The organism is Agromyces ramosus, assembly GCF_004216665.1.
Taxonomy (GTDB): Bacteria; Actinomycetota; Actinomycetes; order Actinomycetales; family Microbacteriaceae; genus Agromyces; species Agromyces ramosus.
In genome coordinates this window covers 1,051,833-1,072,191 of the sequence record NZ_SGWY01000001.1, presented here as the reverse complement: position 1 = coordinate 1,072,191, position 20,359 = coordinate 1,051,833, and the positions used below count along the sequence as shown (strand labels likewise).

Here is a 20,359-nt window from a genome sequence, read left to right as displayed (position 1 = left end):
TCCAACGGGATGCACCTGAGTGTACACGCGGGCGCAGCGGCATCCGTCGTTCCCGACCTAGCATGGGCGGCATCCGCCACCGTCGTCACCTTGCATCGGAGCAGCCATGACCCTCGTCGACACCCCGGCCACCGTCGCCGGAGGACCGGCCCTCGCCCAGGAGCGCCGCCTCGTCACCGCCATCCCCGGCCAGCGCTCGCAGGAGCTCATGGCGCGCAAGGCCGAGGCCGTCGCCGCGGGCGTCGGCACGACGATCCCCGTCTCGGTGGTCGCCGCCGGCGGCGGCGTCGTCGTGGACGCCGACGGCAACTCGCTCATCGACCTGGGCTCGGGCATCGCCGTCACGGGCGTCGGCAACGCGAACCCCCGCATCGTCGAGGCGGTCGCCGCGCAGCTCAACGCCTTCACCCACACCTGCTTCACCGTCGCGCCGTACGACGGCTACGTCGACGTCGCCGAAAAGCTCAACCAGCTCACTCCAGGCGACCACGTCAAGCGCTCCGCCCTCTTCAACTCGGGCGCCGAGGCCGTCGAGAACGCGGTGAAGATCGCCCGCCACTTCACGAAGAAGCAGGCCGTCGTCGCGTTCGACCACGCGTACCACGGCCGCACCAACCTCACCATGGGCCTGACCGCGAAGAACATCCCCTACAAGAGCGGCTTCGGCCCGTTCGCGTCAGAGGTGTACCGCGCACCCCTCAGCTACCCCTTCCGCGACGGCGGCCTCTCGGGCGTCGAGGCCGCGGCCCGCGCCATCACGCAGATCGAGAAGCAGGTCGGCGCCGAGAACCTCGCCGCGATCATCATCGAGCCCATCCAGGGCGAGGGCGGCTTCATCGTGCCCGCTCAGGGCTTCCTGCCGGCACTCGTCGAGTGGGCCCGCGCCAACGACGTGGTGTTCATCGCCGACGAGGTGCAGACCGGATTCGGCCGCACGGGGGCCTGGTTCGCGAGCGACCACGAGGGCATCGTGCCCGACCTCGTCGTCACCGCGAAGGGCATCGCGGGCGGACTCCCGCTCTCCGCGGTCACCGGCCGTGCCGAGATCATGGACTCCGCCATGCCCGGCGGCCTCGGCGGCACGTACGGAGGCAACCCGCTCGCCTGCGCCGCCGCGCTCGCCGCGATCGACGCGTACGACCAGGACGGCCTCATCGAGCGCGCGAAGCAGATCGGCTCCGTGCTGCTCGGCCGCCTGAACGCGCTCCGCACCGCCGACGCCCGCATCGGCGACGTGCGCGGCCGCGGCGCGATGGTGGCCATCGAGCTCGTCGACCCCGCCTCCGGCGCTCCCGATTCCGCGTTGACCGCGAAGGTCGCGGCGCACGCCCACGCGAACGGCGTGATCGTGCTCACGTGCGGCACCTACGGCAACGTCATCCGCTTCCTCCCCCCGCTCACCATCTCCGACGAACTGCTCATCGACGGCCTCTCGGTCGTCGCGGAAGGACTCAAGAACGCATGACCGACGTGCTCGCGGCGACGACGAGGTCGACCGCCCACGCGGATGCCGCGGCATCCGACTCCCACATCGCCACCCCGTTGACCGACGCGCGCGCCCAGCTCGCCGAGGCGATCGGGCTTCTCGGGTATGAGACGGGCCTGCACCAGATGCTCGCGACCCCGCGCCGCGAGCTCACGGTGGCCGTGCCCCTGCGGCTCGACTCGGGTGAGAGCCGGCTCTACGTCGGCCACCGCGTGCAGCACAACTTCTCGCGCGGCCCCGCGAAGGGCGGCCTGCGCTACGCGCCGAACGTCAACCTCGACGAGGTTCGGGCGCTCGCCATGTGGATGACCTGGAAGTGCGCCCTGCTCGACGTGCCGTACGGCGGTGCGAAGGGCGGCGTGGCGATCGACCCCCGCGAGCACTCCATGGCCGAGCTCGAGCGCGTGACCCGCCGCTACACGAGCGAGATCCTGCCGATCATCGGCCCGGAGCGCGACATCCCCGCGCCCGACATCGGCACCGACGAGCAGACGATGGCCTGGATCATGGACACCTACTCCGTGAACTCCGGCTACACGGTGCCCGGCATCGTGACCGGCAAGCCCATCTCGCTCGGCGGATCGCAGGGGCGGGCGAGCGCGACCAGCCGTGGCGTCACGCACATCGCGCTCGCCGCGCTCCGGCACGCAGGCCTCGACCCGGCCCGCTCCACCGCCGCGGTGCAGGGCTTCGGCAAGGTGGGCGCGGATGCCGCGCGCTTCCTCTCCGACGCGGGCGTGCGCGTCACCGCCGTGAGCGACCAGTACGGCGCCGTGGTCGACACCGGAGGCCTCGACATCGAGGCGCTCACCGACCACGTGCGCGACACCGGCACGGTCGTCGGATTCGCCGGCGGCGAGGAGCTCGACGGCGCTGACCTGCTCACCCAGGACGTCGACCTCCTCGTGCCCGCAGCGGTCGAGGGCGTGCTGCACGACGGCAACGCCGGTGACGTGCTCGCCCGCGTGATCGTCGAGGGCGCCAACGGCCCGACCACGCCGGCGGCCGACCGCATCCTGCGCGAGCGCGGCATCCTCGTGGTGCCCGACATCCTCGCGAACGCCGGCGGCGTGATCGTCTCCTACTTCGAGTGGGTGCAGGCCAACCAGGCGTACTGGTGGCGCGCCGACGAGGTGGAGTCCAGACTGGAGGAGCGGATGCTCAGCGCCTGGCAGCACGTGCTCGGCTACGCCGAGGCCCGCGACCTCTCGCTCCGCACCGCCGCCACGGCACTCGCCGTCGAACGCGTCGCCGAGGCGCACCGCCTCCGCGGCCTCTACCCCTGACCGGGAATCTCCCCACCCGCCGGCACACACGAAACGGAACACGCAGCATGACCGACACCCTGCAGGACACCACGGAATCCACGCTCCTCGCCGGCGTCGCCGACGGGCTCTTCATCGGTGGCGAATGGGTGGCCGCCGAGGGCGGGAAGACCCTCGCGGTCGCCGACCCGTCGACGGGCCGCACCATCAAGGAGATCGCGGATGCCTCCGTCGCCGACGGCATCCGCGCGCTCGACGCGGCCGTGGCCGCGCAGGACGCGTGGGCCGCGACGGCGCCGCGCGAGCGGGGCGAACTGCTCCGCCGCGCGTTCGACCTGCTCCAGGAGCGCAAGGAGGACTTCGCCCTCCTGATGACGCTCGAGATGGGCAAGCCGCTCGCCGAGGCGCGCGGCGAGGTCGCCTACGGCGGCGAGTTCCTCCGCTGGTTCAGCGAGGAGGCCGTGCGCATCACGGGCCGCTACGGGCTCAACCCCGAGGGCACCGGCCGCATGATCGTGTCGCAGCGCCCGGTGGGCCCGTCGTTCTTCATCACGCCGTGGAACTTCCCCCTGGCGATGGCCACCCGCAAGATCGCGCCCGCGCTCGCCGCCGGGTGCACGGTCGTCATCAAGCCCCCGGCCCTCACGCCGCTCACGACCATCGCGTTCGCCCAGCTGCTCGAGGAGGTCGGCCTGCCGAAGGGCGTCGTGAACGTCATCCCGACCTCGACGTCGTCGAAGGTCTCGGGCCCGATCATCGCCGACCCGCGGCTGCGCAAGCTCAGCTTCACCGGCTCCACCGAGGTGGGCCGCGCCCTCATGCAGCAGGCGGCACAGGGCATCCTGCGCACCAGCATGGAGCTCGGCGGCAACGCCCCGTTCGTCATCTTCGACGACGCCGACCTCGACAAGGCGGTCGACGGCGCGATGATCGCGAAGTTCCGCAACATCGGGCAGGCGTGCACCGCCGCGAACCGATTCCTCGTGCACGAGTCGGTCGCCGACGAGTTCGCGAAGCGGGTCGCCGACCGCGTGAAGGCCATGAAGGTCGGTCGCGGCACCGAGGACGGCGTGAACATCGGGCCGCTCATCGACGACAAGGCCGTGGCATCCACCGACGACCTCGTGCAGGACGCGGTCGGGCGCGGGGCCACGGTGCTCACCGGAGGCAGGCGCATCGACGGTGACGGCACGTTCTACGCGCCGACCGTGCTCGCGGGCGTGGCGGCGGGCAGCCGGCTGCTCTCCGAGGAGATCTTCGGACCGGTGCTCGGCATCACCACCTTCGCCGACGAGGACGAGGCCGTGCGGCTCGCGAACGACACCGAGTACGGCCTCATCTCCTACGTCTTCACCCAGGACCTCGCCCGTGGGCACCGCATGATCGAGCGCCTCGCCACCGGGATGATGGGCCTGAACACCGGCCTCGTCTCCAACGCGGCGGCGCCGTTCGGCGGCGTGAAGCAGTCGGGCATCGGCCGCGAGGGCGGCTTCGAGGGCATCCACGAGTACCTCGACACGAAGTACACGCTCATCCCCGTGAACTGAGCGCGCGCGAGGGGCGGCGCATCCGCGTCGCCCCTTTCGCATGACATCGGGACGACAGGAAAGCAAGGGACATGGAACGCATCGACTGCGACGTCGTGATCGTGGGCGCCGGGGCATCCGGCCTCACCGCCGCAACTCGGCTGAGGGACGCCGGCCGCTCGGTCGTCGTGCTCGAGGCCCGCGACCGCGCCGGAGGCCGCCTCTGGACCGACGACGTCGACGGCGCCATGCTCGAGATCGGCGGCCAGTGGGTGTCGCCCGACCAGGACGCGCTCATCGAGACCCTCGACGAGCTCGGCCTCGAGACCTACCCGCGCTACCGCGAGGGCGTGAACATCTACATCGGCCCCGACGGCGAGCTGAAGCGGTTCGAGGGTGAGATCTTCCCCGTTCCCCCCGCGACCGAGCAGGAGATCGTCTCCCTGATCGACAAGCTCGACGCCCTCGTGGCCCAGATCGACCCCGACCGTCCGTGGGACCACCCCCGGGCGAAGGACCTCGACGAGATCTCGTTCGCGCACTGGCTCGAGACCCAGACCGACGACGAGGAGGCGCGCGAGAACATCGGCATGTTCATCGCGGGCGCCATGCTCACCAAGCCCGCCCACGCCTTCTCCGCGCTGCAGGCCCTGCTCATGGCGGCATCCGCGGGCTCGTTCTCGAACCTCGTCGACGCCGACTTCATCCTCGACCGTCGCGTCGTCGGCGGCCTCCAGCAGGTGCCGCTGCTGCTCGCCGAGCGACTCGGCGGCGCGGTGCGGCTCGGCCAGGCCGTGCGCACGCTGCGCTGGCACCCGGATGCCCCCGAGCGGGGCGTCGTGGCCGTCACCGACGACCTCGAGGTGCACGCCGGGCACGTGATCCTCGCGGTCCCGCCGATCCTGATCAGCCGGATCTCCTACGACCCGCCGCTGCCCCGCCGCCAGCAGCAGCTGCACCAGCACCTCTCGATGGGCTTCGTGATCAAGGTGCACGCCGTCTACGAGACGCCGTTCTGGCGCGAGGCGGGCCTGTCGGGCACCGCGTTCAGCCCCTACGAGCTCGTGCACGAGGCCTACGACAACACCAACCACGAGGACCCGCGCGGCACCCTCGTGGGCTTCGTCGCCGACGAGGAGGCCGACGGCGTCTTCTCGCTGAGCGCCGAGGAGCGCAAGGCCCGGATCCTCGAGTCGATGTCGCACTACTACGGCGAACAGGCGCTGCATCCGGTGGTCTACTACGAGAGCGACTGGGGCTCGGAGGAATGGACGCGCGGCGCCTACGCCGCGAGCTTCGACATGGGCGGACTCGCCCGCTACGGCGCCGACCTGCGCACGCCGGTCGGGCCCATCCACTTCTCGTGCAGCGACATGGCGGGCAAGGGCTACCAGCACGTCGACGGCGCCATCCGGGTCGGCCGCGAGGTCGCCGACGAGATCCTGGCCGCGTCATGAGCGACGCGACGGATGCCCCGACGCGACGCATCGTCGTCGGGTACACCGCGAACGACTCCGGCGCCGACGCCCTCGCCCTGGCGACCCGGCTCGCGCGGGCGAGCGAGGCCCTGCTCGACGTCGTGATGGTGCTGCCGAGCGAGGCGCACAACAGCATCGTGCCCACCGACACGGGGTACGAGCGGTACCTCAAGGAGCAGTCGCGGGAGTGGCTCGCCGAGGCATCCGAGTCGCTCGACGACGACGACCTCGATGTCGCCCAGTTGCTGCACATCCGCTACGCGGAGTCGTTCGCCGAGGGACTCATCGCGGCCGCCCACGAGTTCGGCGCGGCGCTCATCGTCGTCGGCGCCGCTCGCGGCGGACTGCTCGGGCGTTCGCGCATCGGCTCGGTCGCGAACGAGCTGCTGCACTCCTCCGACGTGCCGGTCGCCCTCGCGCCCGTGGGCTCGCGCGACGTGCACGTCGCGCAGGGCGTCACGCGCGTGACCGCCGCGATCGGCACGCGCCCCGGCGCGGACGCGCTGCTCGACGCATCCGTTCGCTTCGCCGTCGCCGCGCACGCGCCGCTGCGGCTGGTCTCGCTCGTGTCGATCGACCTGCCCGCCGGCATCGACGAGGGGCTGGCGGCGCTGACCAGCACCGTGCACGCCGACGAGGTGCTCCTCGCGGCACGGCGCGAGCTTCCCGGTTACCTGGACGCGACCGCGACGGTCGCGACCGGGGCCACCGTCGAGGAGGCCGTACAGGGCCTCGACTGGCACGACGGCGAGGTCGTGCTCGTCGGCTCGAGCCGCCTGGCGACCCCCCGCCACCTGTTCCTCGGTTCGACCGCGGCGAAGATGCTGCGCGAACTCCCGGTGCCCATGATCGTGGTACCGCGCACCACCACCCCCTGAAAGAGGATGCGATGACGCACCAGCCAGAACCACACGCCCCGCTGACGGAGGCGACCGTCGCCGTCGACGGCTCCGAGCACGGCATCACGAAGAAGGGGCTCTCGGCCGGCTCGGTCGGGCTCATCGGCGCGATCGTCATCGGCATCTCGTGCATCGCCCCCGCCTACACGCTCACCGCGGCGCTCGGGCCGACCGTCTCCGAGGTCGGCGTGCAGGTGCCGGCGATCATCCTCGTGGGCTTCATCCCCATGCTCCTCGTGGCCTTCGGCTATCGCGAGCTCAACCGGCGCATGCCCGACTCGGGCACGTCCTTCACCTGGGCGACCCGGGCGTTCGGTCCGTGGATCGGCTGGCTCGCCGGCTGGGGCCTCGTTGCGGCGACGATCCTCGTGCTGTCGAACCTCGCCGGGATCGCGGTGGACTTCCTGTTCCTGCTGATCTCGCAGGTCACGGGCAACCCGGAGCTCGCCGACCTCGCGACCAACCCGTTCATCAACGTGGCGGTCTGCCTGCTGTTCGTGCTCGGCGCCACGTGGGTGTCGTACCGCGACATGCAGACGACGCAGAAGCTGCAGTACTGGCTCGTCGGCTTCCAGGTCGTCGTGCTCGTGCTCTTCGCGGTGGCCGCCCTCGTCGAGGTCGCCAACGGCAACGCGTTCGACGCGACCGCCATCGAGTTGTCGTGGTTCAACCCCTTCGCCGTGGAGTCGTTCTCGGCGTTCGCCGCCGGCCTGTCGCTCTCGATCTTCATCTTCTGGGGCTGGGACGTCACGCTCACCATGAACGAGGAGACGAAGGGCTCCGAGAAGACCCCTGGCCGCGCGGCGACCATCACCGTCGTCACCATCGTGGTGCTGTACCTGCTCATCGCCGTCGCGCTCATCGCCTACGCGGGCGTCGGCACCGGCGAGTTCGGGCTGGGCAACCCCGACATCCAGGACAACGTGTTCTTCCACCTCGCGGGCCCGATCCTCGGCCCGCTCGCGGTGCTCGTCTCGCTCGCGGTGCTCACGAGCTCCGCGTCCTCGCTGCAGTCGACGTTCGTGTCGCCCGCGCGCACGCTGCTCGCGATGGGCCACTACGGGGCGCTCCCCGAGAAGTTCGCGAAGGTGAGCCCGCGGTTCTTCACGCCGGGCTACGCGACCATCGTGTCGGCCGTCGTGGCGTCGGTGTTCTACGCCGTCATGCGCTTCCTGAGCGAGGACGTGCTGTGGGACACGATCACCGCGCTCGGCATGATGATCTGCTTCTACTACGGCATCACCGCGTTCGCGTGCGTGTGGTTCTTCCGCCGGATCTGGTGGCGCTCGGTGCGGAACTTCTTCTTCACCCTGCTGTTCCCGCTCGTCGGCGGCGTGATCCTCGGCGTGCTGTTCTTCACCACGCTCATCGACAGCATGAACCCCGACTACGGCAGCGGCTCGAACATCTTCGGCGTCGGCCTCGTCTTCGTGCTCGGCATGGTGGTGCTGCTGTCGGGCGTCGCGATCATGCTCTGGCAGGCGTGGAAGCGCCCCGCGTTCTTCCGCGGCGAGACCCTCTCGCGGGCGGCCGCCGAGGACTGACCTCCAGCCGATCGGCCCCCGCCCGGCTGGGAACGCAGAACCGCCCCCGCGACACCGGGGGCGGTTCTGTCGTACGAGCGGATGCCGCGGACGGTCAGGGCGCCCCGCGGTCGCCCCGTCGGGCCAGGCCCGACAGCCCCGCGATGAGCAGCAGGCCGCCGAGCACGAGCAGGACGGTGAGCCACAGGCCGGCGGGCGTGAGCGTCGCCCACCAGTCCGCGACGAGCTCGATGCGGGCGGGATCGAGCACGATCCACAGCACGATCGCGGCGATCGCCGCGAAGACCAGGCCCCAGATGATCCCGGCCCAGCGGATGCGCGGCCCGAGCTCGGCGGGGTCGGGCCGGACCGGAGCGACGGATGGCTCCGGCCGCAGCGCCTCGTCGAAGCCCCGAGGCTCGGTCGTGTCGTCGTTCATGGTCGGTTCTCCTCCGGCTCGAATTCGGTCACGGTGACCTCGGTGGTGATGGCCTGGATGCGGATCACTGCGTCGACCTCGCCGGCCTCCAGGCCGGGGCCGATCTCGTCGCTCCATCGGGCGGTGGTCTGACCGGCCCCGAGGTCGACCTCGTCGACGACCGACCAGTCGCCGTCGGCGTCGAAGCGGGCGTGCGTGACCGTGCACTCGGCGCACCTGACGACCAGTGCCACTCGCGCTCCGTCGTGCAGGTCGATCGAGACGGATCCGACGCCCTGGGCGAGCGTCCACTCGACCGGTGCGGCCGCTCCGGCGACCTGGTCGTCGACCGTGAGGCTGACTGCGCCGATCGGCTGCACGATGCTCGTCGTGCGAGCCGACTCGGCGACGCCGCCCAGCACGAGCCGGGGAGCCGGAGGGACGACGGCCGTGACGAGCGTCGAGAGCAGCAGCACGATCGTCACGAATGCGAGGAAGCCGCTGCGGCGCCGGAGCGACCCGGCGAGCACCATCGCGAGCGCGGTCACGATCGCGCTCACCGCGAGCCCGATGGTCACGGCCTGGGGCGCCGGCTGGGCCGAGCCGAGCGCGGCCATCGACGCGATCGCTCCCGCGACCAGGGCCGCGCCGAGCGTGGCGACGACGTACGCGAAGCTCGTTCGCGGACGGGTGAGCCGGCGGATGCGTCGGGCCTCCTCGGCCTGCGCCTGGAACTCGAGCGCGCGGGCCCGGTTCTCCGCGGCGAGCTGCGCGCGGGCCGCGCGGTTCGCCTCGTCCTGACCGCGCCGCCAGGCGTCGTGCTCCGCACGCCAGGCGTCGTGCTGCACCTTCCAGGCGGCGTAGTCGTCGCTGCCGTGGTGTGCGCTCGCCGGCGGCGGAGGTGCCACGGGCTCGGTGGCCGGGGCGGCGCTCGGCATGGGGATGGTCGCTGCGCTGGCGGCGGCCGCGGAGTTGGTCGCCGCGGAGGCGCCCGTCGGGGCGGTCCCCGCCGATGCGGACGGCACCGTGGCCGTGGCATCCGACGGGACGGCCGCCGTGGGCGAGGCGCGCCGCGCGAGCCAGACGATGAGGGTGACGACGCCGGCGAGCACGAGCATGAGCCAGAGCACGCCGATCCATCGGAACGGCCCGAACCATTCGTCGGGGTCCCAGCTCCAGCCGCCGAACCACCACGGTCCGCCGAAGCCGAGGAGGCCGACGAGCACGAAGGCCGCGATGCCGACGAGCGCGCTGTCGAACACGCCGCGCAGCATCGATTCGAGGTGGATCCGGCCGGTCGCGTCGGGCAGCAGCAGCCACGCGGCGCCGTAGGCCAGGAACGCCAGCGGGAGGAACAGCGCGACGACGACGAGGACGCCCCGCACGATGATCGGGTCGATGCCGATCCGCGCGGCGATCCCGGCGGCGACGCCGCCGATCCAACCCGGTCGGCGCGGCACGCCGAGCGAGCGCAGCCACGCGAAGAAGCGGTCGTCGGAGGGGGGTGGGGCGGTGGCGCCGGCGGGGGCGTCGCCGGGTGCGCCGCCGGGTTCGCCCGTGGCGGGCGGGGTCGAGGTCGAGGTCATGGCTCGATCCTTCCGCTCGGACCGTGCGGCGGACCATCCGGAACCTCCCTGATGCGACCCTGATTCCCGGGCTCGGCCGTGTCGGGGCATCCGTTGGTCTGCTTGGATCGGAGCATGACCACGGCACCGGCGGCCCCAGCGCTCGTGCGTCGTCGCGACTGCCTCGTCGCGGGCGTCGCGGGCGGGCTCGCCGACCACCTCGGATGGCCCGTGCAGGCCGTGCGGGTGGCGTTCGCGGTGACCGCGCTCCTCGCCGGCGCGGGCGCGCTGCTCTACGCGTGGCTGTGGGCGTTCACGCCGTGGGCGGAGCCGCTCGGTCCCGACGACCGCGTCGTGCGGCGCGCGCCCGTGGCGATCGTGGCCACGGCCGGCGCGCTCGGCGCCGCGATCCTCGCCATCCTGCTCGCGATCCTCGACGACGGCCCGGCCGATGGCAACGCGCCCGACTGGCTCGTGCCCGCCGCGCTCGCCGTGCTGCTCGCCGCGGGCGCGGGAGCGTGGGTGAGCTTCATCGACCGGCCGGACCCCGCACGCGGGAGGCGCCTCGAGGTCTGGGTCCGCGCGGCCCTGACCGCCGTGCTCGCGCTGCTGGCGGTCGTGCTCGTGCTGGGGCCCGCGGCGCGGGCGTGGCCAGTCATCGCGGTGCTGGCCGCGTTCGGCGCGCTGCTCGGCATCGGCCTGGTGTACCTTCCCGCACTCGTCAAGCTCTGGCGCGACCTCGAGGGCGAACGCGTGCGGCGCATCCGCGACGAGCAGCGCAGCGCCATGGCCGCGCACCTGCACGACTCCGTGCTGCAGACGCTCGCGCTGATCCAGAACCGCGCCGGCGCGTCGAGCGAGGCCGGGCGGCTCGCGCGCGCCCAGGAGCGCGAGTTGCGCAGCTGGCTGCACGACGGGGATGCCCTCGCCGACAGCGACCTCGCGACCGACCTGCGCGACTTCGCGGCCGCGCTCGAGCTCGATTACCCGGTGCGCATCGACGTCGTCGCGGTCGGCATGTCGGACGAGCGGGCCAGCGGCGAGCTGGCCGCGGCCGCGCGCGAGGCGATGCTCAATGCGGCCCGACACGCAGGCGGCGAGGTGTCGGTGTACCTCGAGGGTTCGGCCCGCGCGGTCGACGTGTACGTCCGCGACCGCGGCCCCGGATTCGACCCGGCGAAGGTGGCGCCGGGCCGGCTCGGCGTGCGCGAGTCGATCATCGGGCGGATGCGCCGCGCCGGCGGCAGCGCGACCGTCCGTGCCGGCGCGGGCGGCGAGGGCACCGAGGTGCACCTGCGATTCGAGACGAGGGTTGAGCATGGCTGACACGCTCACCGTGGTCGTGGTCGATGACCACTCGATCTTCCGGTCGGGCCTGCGCGCCGACCTCGACCGCTCGATCGAGGTCGTCGGCGAGGCGGCGGATGTCCCGTCGGCGGTCGCCGTGATCGCCGCGACGCGCCCACATGTCGTGCTGCTCGACGTGCACCTGCCCGGCGGCTCGGATGCCTCGGTCTCGGGCGGCGCCGAGGTGCTGCGGCGCGTGGCATCCGAGGTGCCGTCGACGCGGTTCCTCGCGCTGAGCGTGTCGGACAAGGCCGAGGACGTCGTCGGGGTCATCCGTGCGGGCGCCCGCGGGTACATCACGAAGGGCGCGTCGGGCGCCGAGGTGAGTCGCGCGGTGCAGGCCGTGGCCGGCGGTGACGCGGTCTTCTCGCCCCGCCTCGCCGGGTTCGTGCTCGACGCGTTCGGCGCCGCCGTGGGGGAGACGGCCGCCGCGGACGACGAGCTCGACCGGCTCTCGGCGCGCGAGCAGGAGGTCATGCGGCTCATCGCACGCGGGTACGCCTACAAGGAGGTCGCGGCGACGTTGTTCATCTCGGCGAAGACGGTCGAGTCGCACGTGTCGAGCGTGCTCCGGAAGCTGCAGCTCTCGTCGCGGCACGAGCTCACCGCGTGGGCGACGGCCCGCCGCCTGCTCTGACCGGCGCTCAGTCCATCGGGGCCGGCGCTGCGCCCGTGTACGCCGCGAACGTGGTGTCGGCCGCCGCCCGGGCGACGTCGGGATCGGCCCCCATCGCGACGTGCGCGGCCGCCCACCGGTCGGCGCTGCCGCGCATGAAGCCGATGCCCTCCTCGCCGGCGAGCCACTCCTGCGCGTTCTCCGGCTTCACCTCGCCGGTCGTGAGGTGCTGCGCGAGCCCGAGCAGCGTCTGGTCCCAGCCGATGCCCGTCGCCGCGGGGCCGAACTGCTCCCACATCTCGACGCCGACATCGGCGCTCGGAGCGACGTGCTCGAGCTCGACGCGAGTGCGCCCCGCGCCGGCATCGGTGAGGCGCACGGTGAGCCAGGTGGTGCCGCCGCCGAACTCCCACGTGACCCCGAATGAGCTCGGCGCGTCGCAGGACTCGACCGTGCCGCTGGCGTTCCCCTCGATCGCGTAGCGGCCGCCGAGGCGGAGGTCGCCGCTCACCGGCAGGAACCAGCGGGGGAGGCGCTCGGCCGAGGTGAGGGCATCCCACACGTCGTCGATCGCGGCGGGGAACGTCTGCGCGACGGTCTGCACGTAGGTGTCGGCTCCCTCGCGGGTGCCGGTCGCGATACCGCGGTCCACGGCATCGAGCTGGGCGTCGATGTCCATCTCAGGTCTCCTCGTTCGATTCGGATCGGGCGGCGATGCGTCGTGCACGTGCGGAGCGGGCGAGCTCGGTGCCGAGGGCATCGAGCCGCGGGCGCCAGAAGCGCTCGAACGGCGTGAACCACTCGGCCGCCTCGGCGATGGGCTCGGGCTCCAGCGCGTAGAGGCGGCGCGTGCCCTGCGACCGCACCGACGCGAACCCCGCCTCGCGCAGCACCTTCAGGTGCTGTGAGACTGCGGGCTGCGTGATGCCGAACTCCCGCTGCACGGCACGCCCGACCTCGCCGGCGGCGAGCTCGCCGTCGGCCAGCAGCTCGACGATGCGTCGCCGCACTGGATCGCCGAGGATGTCGAGCGCGTGCACGTCCCCATCCTTCACCGACTGCTTATATAAGTCAACCCTGAAAAAGAGCGAGAATCTCAGGATGGAATGGCCGACGGCCGCTGCGGCCTCGCGAAACCCGCTCCGATCTCCGCGACTCCCGAAGCCGGCCCGGCCTCCGAGACTCCGGGAAGCCGCCCCCGGCTCCGCGACTCCTGGACGCCGCTCCGGCCTCGGCGACTCCCGGAAGCCGCCCCCGGCTCCGCGACTCCTGGAAGCCGCAGTGCTCCGGCCTCCGCGACTTCTGAAAGTGCTCCGGCCTCCGCGACTCCTGAAAGTAAGGACAGAACTCCTGAAAGCTAAGGACAGAACTCCTGAAAGCAAGGACAGAGGACGTGCTGCGCTCCCGTCCTTGGTTTCAGGAGTGGCTGGGGCGCTCCCGTCCTTGGTTTCAGGAGTGGCTGGGGCGCTTCGTTGTCCTTGGTTTCAGGAGTGGCTGGGGCGCTTCGTTGTCCTTGGTTTCAGGAGTGGCTGGGGCGCTTCGTCGTCCTTGGTTTCAGGAGTGGCTGGGGCGCATCGTCGTCGGGTTCGCGTCAGGCGGCGGATGACTCGGCGTCCGCGTCGCCCGCGTGCTCGTCCGCGTCGCCGGCGTGCGTGTCCGTGTCGACCTCGTACGCCGTGCGCCCCGCGACGACCGTGCGCACGACACGCGCCTCGAGCAGCACGTCGGCGCCCTCGGTGAACGGGTCCCGGTCGAGCACGGCGAAGTCGGCGGCGAGGCCCGGCGCGATGCGGCCGCGCTCGTCCTCCTCGAGGCAGCTGGCGGCCGCGTCGCGCGTGGCGTGCGCGAACGCGTCGGCGAGCGGCACGGCGTACTCGGGGTGGTTCGCCCCGAACGAGCCGTCGAGCGCCGAGCGGCGCGTGGCCGCGACGTACAAGTTCGGCAGCGCCTCGTGCGGGGCGGTCGGGGCATCCGTCGAGAACGCCAGGAGCGCACCCGCGTCGCGGAACTCGGTCCACGCGAAGCCGCGGTCGGCGCGCTCGTCGCCGAGCATCGCGGCCCAGTTCGCCCAGATCGCCGGGTCGGCGTGCACGGGCTGCATCGACGCCGTGACGCCCAGCGCGGCCATGCGATCGGCCGTTTCGGGTGCGGCGTACTCGAGGTGCTCGATGCGGTGGCGGCGCGGGCGCTCGCCGTTCACGGCGTGCGCATGCTCGAGGGCGTCGAGCGCGACGTCGCTCGCGAGATCGCCGATCGCGTGCATCGCGACCTGCAGTCCGGCGGCGTCGGCAGCCGCCACCACGGGCCGCAACCGCTCGAGGGGCCAGATCGGCTCGGCGTTCGAGCCGTCGCCGTACGGATGCCGCATTGCGGCGGTGCACGCGTCGATCACGCCGTCGAGCACGAGCTTGATGCCCGCGACCCTGAGCCACCGCCGGTGCTCGCCGGCGAGCTCCACGGCGCGAACGAGCTGGGCGAGGTTCTGCTCGTCGTCGCCGGTGTTCGCGACGAACCAGTGCGCGAGCAGCCGGATCGGCAGCGTGCCGCCGCGGCGCTGCGCGGCGCGATCGAACGCTGCGAGACCGAGCTCGTCGAACGCCATGTCCACCACGCCCGTGACGCCCGTCGCGAGGTAGGCCGCGATCGTGCGCTCGACGGCCGCATCGCGGTCGGCGTCGGTGGCGACGTCGGCGAGCAGCGTCCACACGTGCTGCTGCGCCGCCGTCTCGTAGAGCATGCCGTCGGGCTCCGCGTCGGCGCCGCGGCCGATGCGTCCGCCGAGGGGATCGGGGGTCTCGCGGTCGATCCCGAGCTCGCGCAGGGCGGCCGTGTTCACCCACACCGAGTGGTAGTCGTTCGCGTCGAGGTACACGGGCACGTCGGCGACGACGGCGTCGATCATCGCGGCCGTGGGCGCCCCGCCCGGCACGGAGTCGAACAGCCACCCCCGCCCGAGCAGACGCGGCGCGCCCGGGTCGGCGTCGCGCGCCGCGCGCAGTCGATCCTGGATCTCGGGCAGCGAGCGCGCATCGGTGAGGCCGACCTTGCCGAGCGCCTCGCCCATCATCACGAGGTGCGTGTGGGCGTCGATGAAGCCGGGCACGACCACTCGGCCGCCGAGGTCGACGACCGCGGCATCCGATCCCGCCCGCACGGCGGCCTCGGCGTCGGAGCCGACGAACGCGATGCGTCCGCCGTCGGTGACGATCGCCTCGGCCCAGGCGGGCTCGTCGGCGGTGAAGACGCGGGCGTTCGCATAGCGGGTGCGGGTCATGCGGCCACCTCCTCGGCGACGACGGGCGCCGGTTCCTCGGTGCGCTGGAGCCGGCTGGAGATGCGCGCGACGAGGAACGCGGGCACCGCCAGGACGAAGCTCGCGACGCCGAGCACGACGACGAAGCCCTGATAGCCGAGCGCCTCGACGAGCGCCGCCCCGATCACGGGCGTGAGGCTCGAGCCGACGAGGTACACCGCGAGGAGCGGCCCCGACCAGCGGCCGTCGGCGTCGAGGGCGGCGGCGGTCGCGACGAAGTAGAAGAACGCGATCGCGTACAGCGTGTTCCACGTGATGAAGACCACGATGAACACGGTCGGATCGGTCACGAAGCCCTCGACGATCTTCAGCGCGCCGCCGGCGACGAGCAGGACCGCGAGCGGCACGGCACGGCCGAGCCGGTCGCCGACGATCATGAGCAGGATCGCGCCGACGATGCCGCCCGCGGTCGCACCGCTCAGCGCGATGCCGAGGCCCTCGGGCGTGAGGCCCGCCTGGTCGGCGCCCATGACGCCGGCCATGGCCCAGAGCGAGTCCTCGCTCACCGCCCAGAGGGCGAAGGTCACGAGCAGCGCGAAGCCCGCGATCGTCTCGGCGCGGTGGGGGCGACGGGCGACGAGGCCGGATGGCGCGGCATCCGCGGCCGGTGCGGCGGCATGGTCGACGACGGGTGCCGACGGCAGCCACGCCGACGTGAACAGCACCGCCAGCGAGAACAGCGCCAGCGTGCCGAACACGCTGATCGGCACGAGCGGCAGCAGCGGGACCAGCGCCAGGATGACGGTGACGACGGCGCGATTCGCCAGGCCGCTGAACCCCGACACCCGGTCGGGGTTGACGAAGGCCGCGAGCGCGGCGCCCGACGACGAGACCGCACCGCCCGCGCCGATGCCGCCGACGAGCAGGCCGGCCACGACGACCCCGGGCGTGGGAACGAGGGCCGCGGCGCCGAAGCCCGCGGCGGCGACCACGAGTCCGACGCGCGCCACGAGCAGCCGGTGCGGCCCGGCACTCAGCTTCGCGGTGGCGAGGCCGGTCAGCGCGGTGAGCAGCAGCGCGCCGGTGATGAGCCAGTTCGCCGTGAGCACGTCGACCCCCAGCGCGGACTGCGCCGCGGCGATCATGTAGGGCGAGAGGTTGACGCCGAGGTAGCCGGCGATGCCGATCCCGAACGTGGCAACGGCACTGGGCAGCCGCAGCGGGATGCGGACGGACGGGAGGGAGTGGGACACGGGGGACCTCCGGGGGTTCGACACGACGGTGTGCACGAGCTAAACGAATAGTATTCGTTTATTATGCAGACGTGAGGCGGATTCGGGAAGAGGCAATTTCGAGACCCGTAGGCTGACGTGGACGAAGGAGGCGCCGATGCCGAGGCCGAGGACCCCGTTGCTGTCGACCGACCGGATCGCGGATGCCGCGATGGCGCTGGTCGACGAGGGCGCCCCGTTCGGCGTCAACGCGATCGCGCGCAGGCTCGGCGTGACCCCCTCGTCGCTCTACAACCACGTCGCGGGGCGCGACGAGATCATCGAGCTCATGCGCGGCCGGCTCGGGGAGCAGTACATGTCGGAGTCGTTCACCGGCACGTGGGACGAGGTCGTGGCCGCCATGCTGCGCGCCGAGCGGCGGATGTACGCGGAGCATCCGTTCCTCATCCCGCTCATCGTGGGCAAGACGATCACCGACCCGACCGTCATCGCGAGCTACGACCGTCTCGCCAGCGCGCTGGCCGATGCGGGATTCCCCGATGACGACGTGCTCGAGGTCGTGGCGATCATCGACGCCTTCTCGATCGGGTTCGGCCTCGACCTCGCGTCGCCCGACGAGATCTGGCGACCCGAGACCCCGACCCGGGCGCTCGGCCGACTCGTCGAGGGGTCCCCGCGCGGCGCCGCGCGCAGCGACCGGGCGTTCGAGGCGGGCCTCGAGATGCTGCTCGACGGCCTGCGCCTCCGCCTCGCCCGCTACGAGAACGACTGAGCGCGGCGGGACGTGGGCCGGCCGCGGTCCCATGGTCCAGCCCTTCCGCATGGGTCACCGGCCCCGCTAGCGTGAACGCGGGCGTCCGACGGCGGACGCGGGAATGGGGAATCCGCAATGGCTGGTATCGACGAGATCGTCGCCGACCTTCCGATCGGCGACATCGCCGCGAAGCTCGGCGTCGACGAGGCGACCGCGAGGAAGGCCGTCGACGACGCCCTGCCCGCCCTCCTCGCCGGCATGGGCGCCAACGCCACGGACCCGGCGGGCGCCGCGTCGCTCGAGCGCGCGGTGAAGTCGCACGACCCGTCGCTCGTCGAGGGCGGAGTGAACCTCGCCGACGTCGACGAGGAGGACGGCCGCAAGATCGTGAGGAACGTCTTCGGCGACAAGACCGACCAGGTCGTCACCGCCCTCGACAAGAAGGAGGGCGGGGCCGGCGACCTCATCGGCAAGCTCCTGCCGATCCTCGCGCCGATCGTGCTCGCGTTCCTCGCGAAGCAGTTCTCGAAGAAGCAGGAGGGCTCGGAGCCCGCGGGGGAGGCCTCGGGCGGCGGTGGCGGCGGCGGCATCGGCGACGTGCTCGGCGGGCTCCTCGGCGGCGGCTCGGGCTCGGGCGGATCGGGCGGAGGCGGCGGCCTGGGCGACGTGCTCGGCGGCCTGCTCGGCGGCCGGGGCTCCGGCGGCTCCGGCGGCGGCCTCGGTGACCTGCTGGGCGGGCTCCTCGGCGGCGGCAAGCGCTGAGACGCGTGGCGTGACGGATGCCGCGGGCGTGCGCCGCGGCATCCGTCGGCCGCTTCGCGACCCCCTGCCGCCGCGAGGCCGCCGCATAGACTGTCGGGGTGCCAGTGAACCCCGAGCTGCAGGGGCGGGTCTTCCCGCCCATCGAGCCCTATCTCGTCGGCCGTGAGAAGGTGCGCGAGTTCGCCCGTGCCGTCTTCGCCACGAACCCGATCAACCACGACCTCGACGCGGCGAGGGCCGCCGGCTACGACGACGTCGTCGCGCCGCCAACCTTCGCCGTCGTCCTCCAGGAGCACACGCTCGCGCAGCTGCTCGCCGAGCCCGACGCCGGGATCGACTTCTCGCGCGTCGTGCACGGCGACCAGCGGTTCGTCTCGAGTCGGCCGATCGTCGCCGGGGACCTGCTCACGCCTACGCTCACCGTGTCGAGCGTGAAGACGCTCGGCGGCCACTCGATCGTCACCGCCGAGTCGGCCATCACGGATGCCTCCGGGGCCCATGTCGTGACCGCCATCTCGGCGCTCGTGGTGCGAGGTGAGGACTGATGCCCGGCACGCCCGCCTTCGACGGCCTCACCGTCGGCGACATCGTCGCCGAGCAGTCGTTTCCGCTCACGCGCGACTCGCTCGTGCGCTACGCGGGCGCCTCGGGCGACTTCAACGCGATCCACTACCGCGACGACGTCGCGCACGCGGTCGGGCTGCCGGGCGTGCTCGCGCACGGCATGCTCACCATGGGCTTCGCCGTGCAGCCGGTCGTCGACTGGGTCGGAGACCCGGGTCGCGTCGTCGACTACGGGGTGCGCTTCACCCGCCCCGTCGTGGTCGACGCGAAGGTCGGCGCCGTCGTCTCGGTGGTCGCCAAGGTCGGCCAGCTCGACGCGGAGGCTCGCGTTGCCCGCATCGACCTCACCGTGAAGGTCGGCGAGGAGACCGTGCTCGGCAAGGCGCAGGCGCGGGTCTCGCTCGACTGATGGCGCACGACATCCCGTTCTCCGAGCTCACGACGCTGCAGGTCGGCGGTCCGGCCGGCCGGCTCGTCACCGCGACGACCCAGCGCGACCTGGTCGACCTCGCGCGCGAGGCGTGGGACGCGCGCGAGCCGTGGCTGGCGCTCGGCGGCGGCTCCAACCTGCTCGTGGGCGACGCGGGCTTCGACGGCACCGTGATCCGGGTGGCCACGAAGGGCATCGAGGTCCTCGCGCGCGGGAACGGCGCGGCCGCGGGCGCGCTCGGTGAGGGCACCGACGGCGCCGGGAGCACGGCATCCGTTCGCCTGCGCGTCCAGGCCGGCGAGAACTGGGACGACCTCGTCGCGTGGACGGTCGAACACGGGTACTCGGGGTTCGAGGCGCTCTCGGGGATCCCGGGGTCGGTCGGCGCCGCCCCCGTGCAGAACATCGGCGCCTACGGGCAGGAGCTGGAGGCGACGCTCGTCGCGATCGAGTTCCTCGACGAGGGGGCCGATGCGCCGCGCCGCATGGGCGCGGACGAGCTCGAGCTCGGGTATCGCACGTCGGTGCTGAAGCGGGGCCTGCGCGGGGTCGTGGTCTCGGTCGAGTTCGAGCTGCACGACACCGCGCTCGAGCGCGCCGTGCTCGGCGAGGCCCTCGGTCAGCCGATCGCGTACGCGCAGCTCGCCGACGCCCTGCACGTGAACCTCGGCGACCGGGTGCCGATCCTCCGGGTGCGCGAGAGCGTGCTCGGCCTGCGTCGGTCGAAGGGCATGGTGCTCGATCCGGCCGACCCCGACTCCGTGAGCGCGGGCTCGTTCTTCACGAACCCCATCGTCACCGAGCGCGTGGCGCGCACGCTGCCCGGCGACGCGCCGCGCTGGTACCTCGAGGAGGAGGCCGCCGACGAGATCACGCCGCTCGTCGGCGGCGTCGACGAGTCGCCCCTCGACCAGTTCCTCGCGCACCAAGCGTCGCTCGAGGCATCCGGCACCGCTCCGGATGCCGCGCCCGCCGCGCCGCTCGTCAAGCTCTCGGCCGCGTGGCTCATCGAGAAGTCGGGCATCCGCCGCGGGTTCGCCCTGCCGGGTTCCCGCGCCGCGGTCTCGTCGAAGCACACGCTCGCCATCACGAATCGCGGCGGCGCCTCGGCCGAGGAGATCGCGCAGCTCGCCCGCTTCGTGCGGAGCCGCGTGCAGGCCGAGTTCGGCATCCTGCTGCAGCCCGAGCCGATGCTCGTGGGGGTCGAGCTGTAGCCGTCCCACAGCCGAGCTCGGCGATCT

At 72.5% G+C, this 20,359-nt stretch carries 19 protein-coding genes; 13 read left to right on the top strand and 6 right to left on the bottom strand.

The features are described from left to right. The first annotated feature begins 106 nt into the window (after window positions 1-106). From gabT to EV187_RS05000, 6 genes are all read left to right on the top strand, one after another. A complete protein-coding gene (gabT, locus tag EV187_RS05025; RefSeq protein WP_130351874.1) occupies window positions 107-1,465 on the top strand; it encodes a 4-aminobutyrate--2-oxoglutarate transaminase in 1,359 nt (452 codons plus the stop codon). Then, complete coding sequence (locus EV187_RS05020; RefSeq protein ID WP_130351873.1) at window positions 1,462-2,772, top strand: Glu/Leu/Phe/Val family dehydrogenase; 1,311 nt, start codon at window positions 1,462-1,464, stop codon at window positions 2,770-2,772. The genes gabT and EV187_RS05020 overlap by 4 nt, the downstream gene beginning before the upstream one ends. A 47-nt stretch (window positions 2,773-2,819) precedes the next feature. Further along, window positions 2,820-4,298 carry an NAD-dependent succinate-semialdehyde dehydrogenase gene (locus EV187_RS05015; protein ID WP_130351872.1) on the top strand — a complete coding sequence of 493 codons (1,479 nt, stop codon included), beginning with the start codon at window positions 2,820-2,822 and terminating at the stop codon, window positions 4,296-4,298. A gap of 71 nt (window positions 4,299-4,369) precedes the next feature. Continuing rightward, the gene (locus EV187_RS05010) at window positions 4,370-5,734 is read left to right on the top strand and encodes a flavin monoamine oxidase family protein (protein WP_130351871.1); all 1,365 of its coding nucleotides are present in this window, start codon (window positions 4,370-4,372) and stop codon (window positions 5,732-5,734) included. Beyond that, window positions 5,731-6,633: a universal stress protein gene (locus EV187_RS05005; protein WP_130351870.1), complete on the top strand. Its 903-nt coding sequence runs from the start codon at window positions 5,731-5,733 to the stop codon at window positions 6,631-6,633. The genes EV187_RS05010 and EV187_RS05005 overlap by 4 nt, the downstream gene beginning before the upstream one ends. 11 nt (window positions 6,634-6,644) lie before the next feature. Continuing rightward, on the top strand, window positions 6,645-8,198 hold the full coding sequence (locus EV187_RS05000) for an APC family permease (RefSeq protein ID WP_130351869.1): 1,554 nt from the start codon (window positions 6,645-6,647) through the stop codon (window positions 8,196-8,198). 94 nt (window positions 8,199-8,292) lie between these two features. Here the strand turns inward: EV187_RS05000 and EV187_RS04995 are convergent, their stop codons facing one another. Both EV187_RS04995 and EV187_RS04990 read right to left on the bottom strand, forming a co-directional pair. Continuing rightward, window positions 8,293-8,616: a hypothetical protein gene (locus tag EV187_RS04995; RefSeq protein ID WP_130351868.1), complete on the bottom strand. Its 324-nt coding sequence runs from the start codon at window positions 8,614-8,616 to the stop codon at window positions 8,293-8,295. Beyond that, entirely contained in the window at window positions 8,613-10,181 is a 1,569-nt protein-coding gene (locus EV187_RS04990; RefSeq protein WP_165391105.1) for a PspC domain-containing protein, read from the bottom strand. Before EV187_RS04990 ends, EV187_RS04995 begins: the two co-directional genes overlap by 4 nt. 114 nt (window positions 10,182-10,295) lie before the next feature. Between EV187_RS04990 and EV187_RS04985 the strand changes: the two genes are divergently transcribed. Together EV187_RS04985 and EV187_RS04980 are read left to right on the top strand one after the other, a co-directional pair. Further along, window positions 10,296-11,486 (top strand): ATP-binding protein, encoded by a 1,191-nt coding sequence (locus EV187_RS04985; RefSeq protein WP_130351866.1) that lies wholly within the window; start codon window positions 10,296-10,298, stop codon window positions 11,484-11,486. Continuing rightward, window positions 11,479-12,144 (top strand): LuxR C-terminal-related transcriptional regulator, encoded by a 666-nt coding sequence (locus EV187_RS04980; RefSeq protein WP_130351865.1) that lies wholly within the window; start codon window positions 11,479-11,481, stop codon window positions 12,142-12,144. Before EV187_RS04985 ends, EV187_RS04980 begins: the two co-directional genes overlap by 8 nt. A gap of 7 nt (window positions 12,145-12,151) precedes the next feature. Here EV187_RS04980 and EV187_RS04975 read toward each other — a convergent pair whose 3' ends face one another. The 4 genes from EV187_RS04975 to EV187_RS04960 all read right to left on the bottom strand — a co-directional run bounded on the left by EV187_RS04975 (window position 12,152) and on the right by EV187_RS04960 (window position 16,629). Beyond that, a complete protein-coding gene (locus EV187_RS04975) occupies window positions 12,152-12,802 on the bottom strand; it encodes an SRPBCC family protein (protein WP_130351864.1) in 651 nt (216 codons plus the stop codon). A 1-nt stretch (window position 12,803) separates the two neighbouring features. Then, entirely contained in the window at window positions 12,804-13,163 is a 360-nt protein-coding gene (locus EV187_RS04970) for an ArsR/SmtB family transcription factor (protein ID WP_130351863.1), read from the bottom strand. Window positions 13,164-13,714: 551 nt separating this feature from the next. Then, the gene (locus tag EV187_RS04965) at window positions 13,715-15,397 is read right to left on the bottom strand and encodes an amidohydrolase (protein WP_130351862.1); all 1,683 of its coding nucleotides are present in this window, start codon (window positions 15,395-15,397) and stop codon (window positions 13,715-13,717) included. Next, on the bottom strand, window positions 15,394-16,629 hold the full coding sequence (locus tag EV187_RS04960; protein WP_130351861.1) for an MFS transporter: 1,236 nt from the start codon (window positions 16,627-16,629) through the stop codon (window positions 15,394-15,396). Before EV187_RS04960 ends, EV187_RS04965 begins: the two co-directional genes overlap by 4 nt. Before the next feature lie 136 nt (window positions 16,630-16,765). Here EV187_RS04960 and EV187_RS04955 point away from each other — a divergent pair, with 136 nt between their 5' ends. The 5 genes from EV187_RS04955 to EV187_RS04935 all read left to right on the top strand — a co-directional run bounded on the left by EV187_RS04955 (window position 16,766) and on the right by EV187_RS04935 (window position 20,332). After that, entirely contained in the window at window positions 16,766-17,380 is a 615-nt protein-coding gene (locus EV187_RS04955; RefSeq protein ID WP_130351860.1) for a TetR/AcrR family transcriptional regulator, read from the top strand. A 117-nt stretch (window positions 17,381-17,497) separates the two neighbouring features. Further along, the gene (locus tag EV187_RS04950) at window positions 17,498-18,124 is read left to right on the top strand and encodes a DUF937 domain-containing protein (RefSeq protein ID WP_130351859.1); all 627 of its coding nucleotides are present in this window, start codon (window positions 17,498-17,500) and stop codon (window positions 18,122-18,124) included. A gap of 98 nt (window positions 18,125-18,222) precedes the next feature. Next, window positions 18,223-18,669 (top strand): FAS1-like dehydratase domain-containing protein, encoded by a 447-nt coding sequence (locus EV187_RS04945; protein ID WP_130351858.1) that lies wholly within the window; start codon window positions 18,223-18,225, stop codon window positions 18,667-18,669. After that, on the top strand, window positions 18,669-19,097 hold the full coding sequence (locus EV187_RS04940; RefSeq protein ID WP_130351857.1) for a MaoC family dehydratase: 429 nt from the start codon (window positions 18,669-18,671) through the stop codon (window positions 19,095-19,097). The genes EV187_RS04945 and EV187_RS04940 overlap by 1 nt, the downstream gene beginning before the upstream one ends. Further along, complete coding sequence (locus tag EV187_RS04935) at window positions 19,097-20,332, top strand: UDP-N-acetylmuramate dehydrogenase (RefSeq protein ID WP_130351856.1); 1,236 nt, start codon at window positions 19,097-19,099, stop codon at window positions 20,330-20,332. The genes EV187_RS04940 and EV187_RS04935 overlap by 1 nt, the downstream gene beginning before the upstream one ends. Window positions 20,333-20,359: the final 27 nt, after the last annotated feature.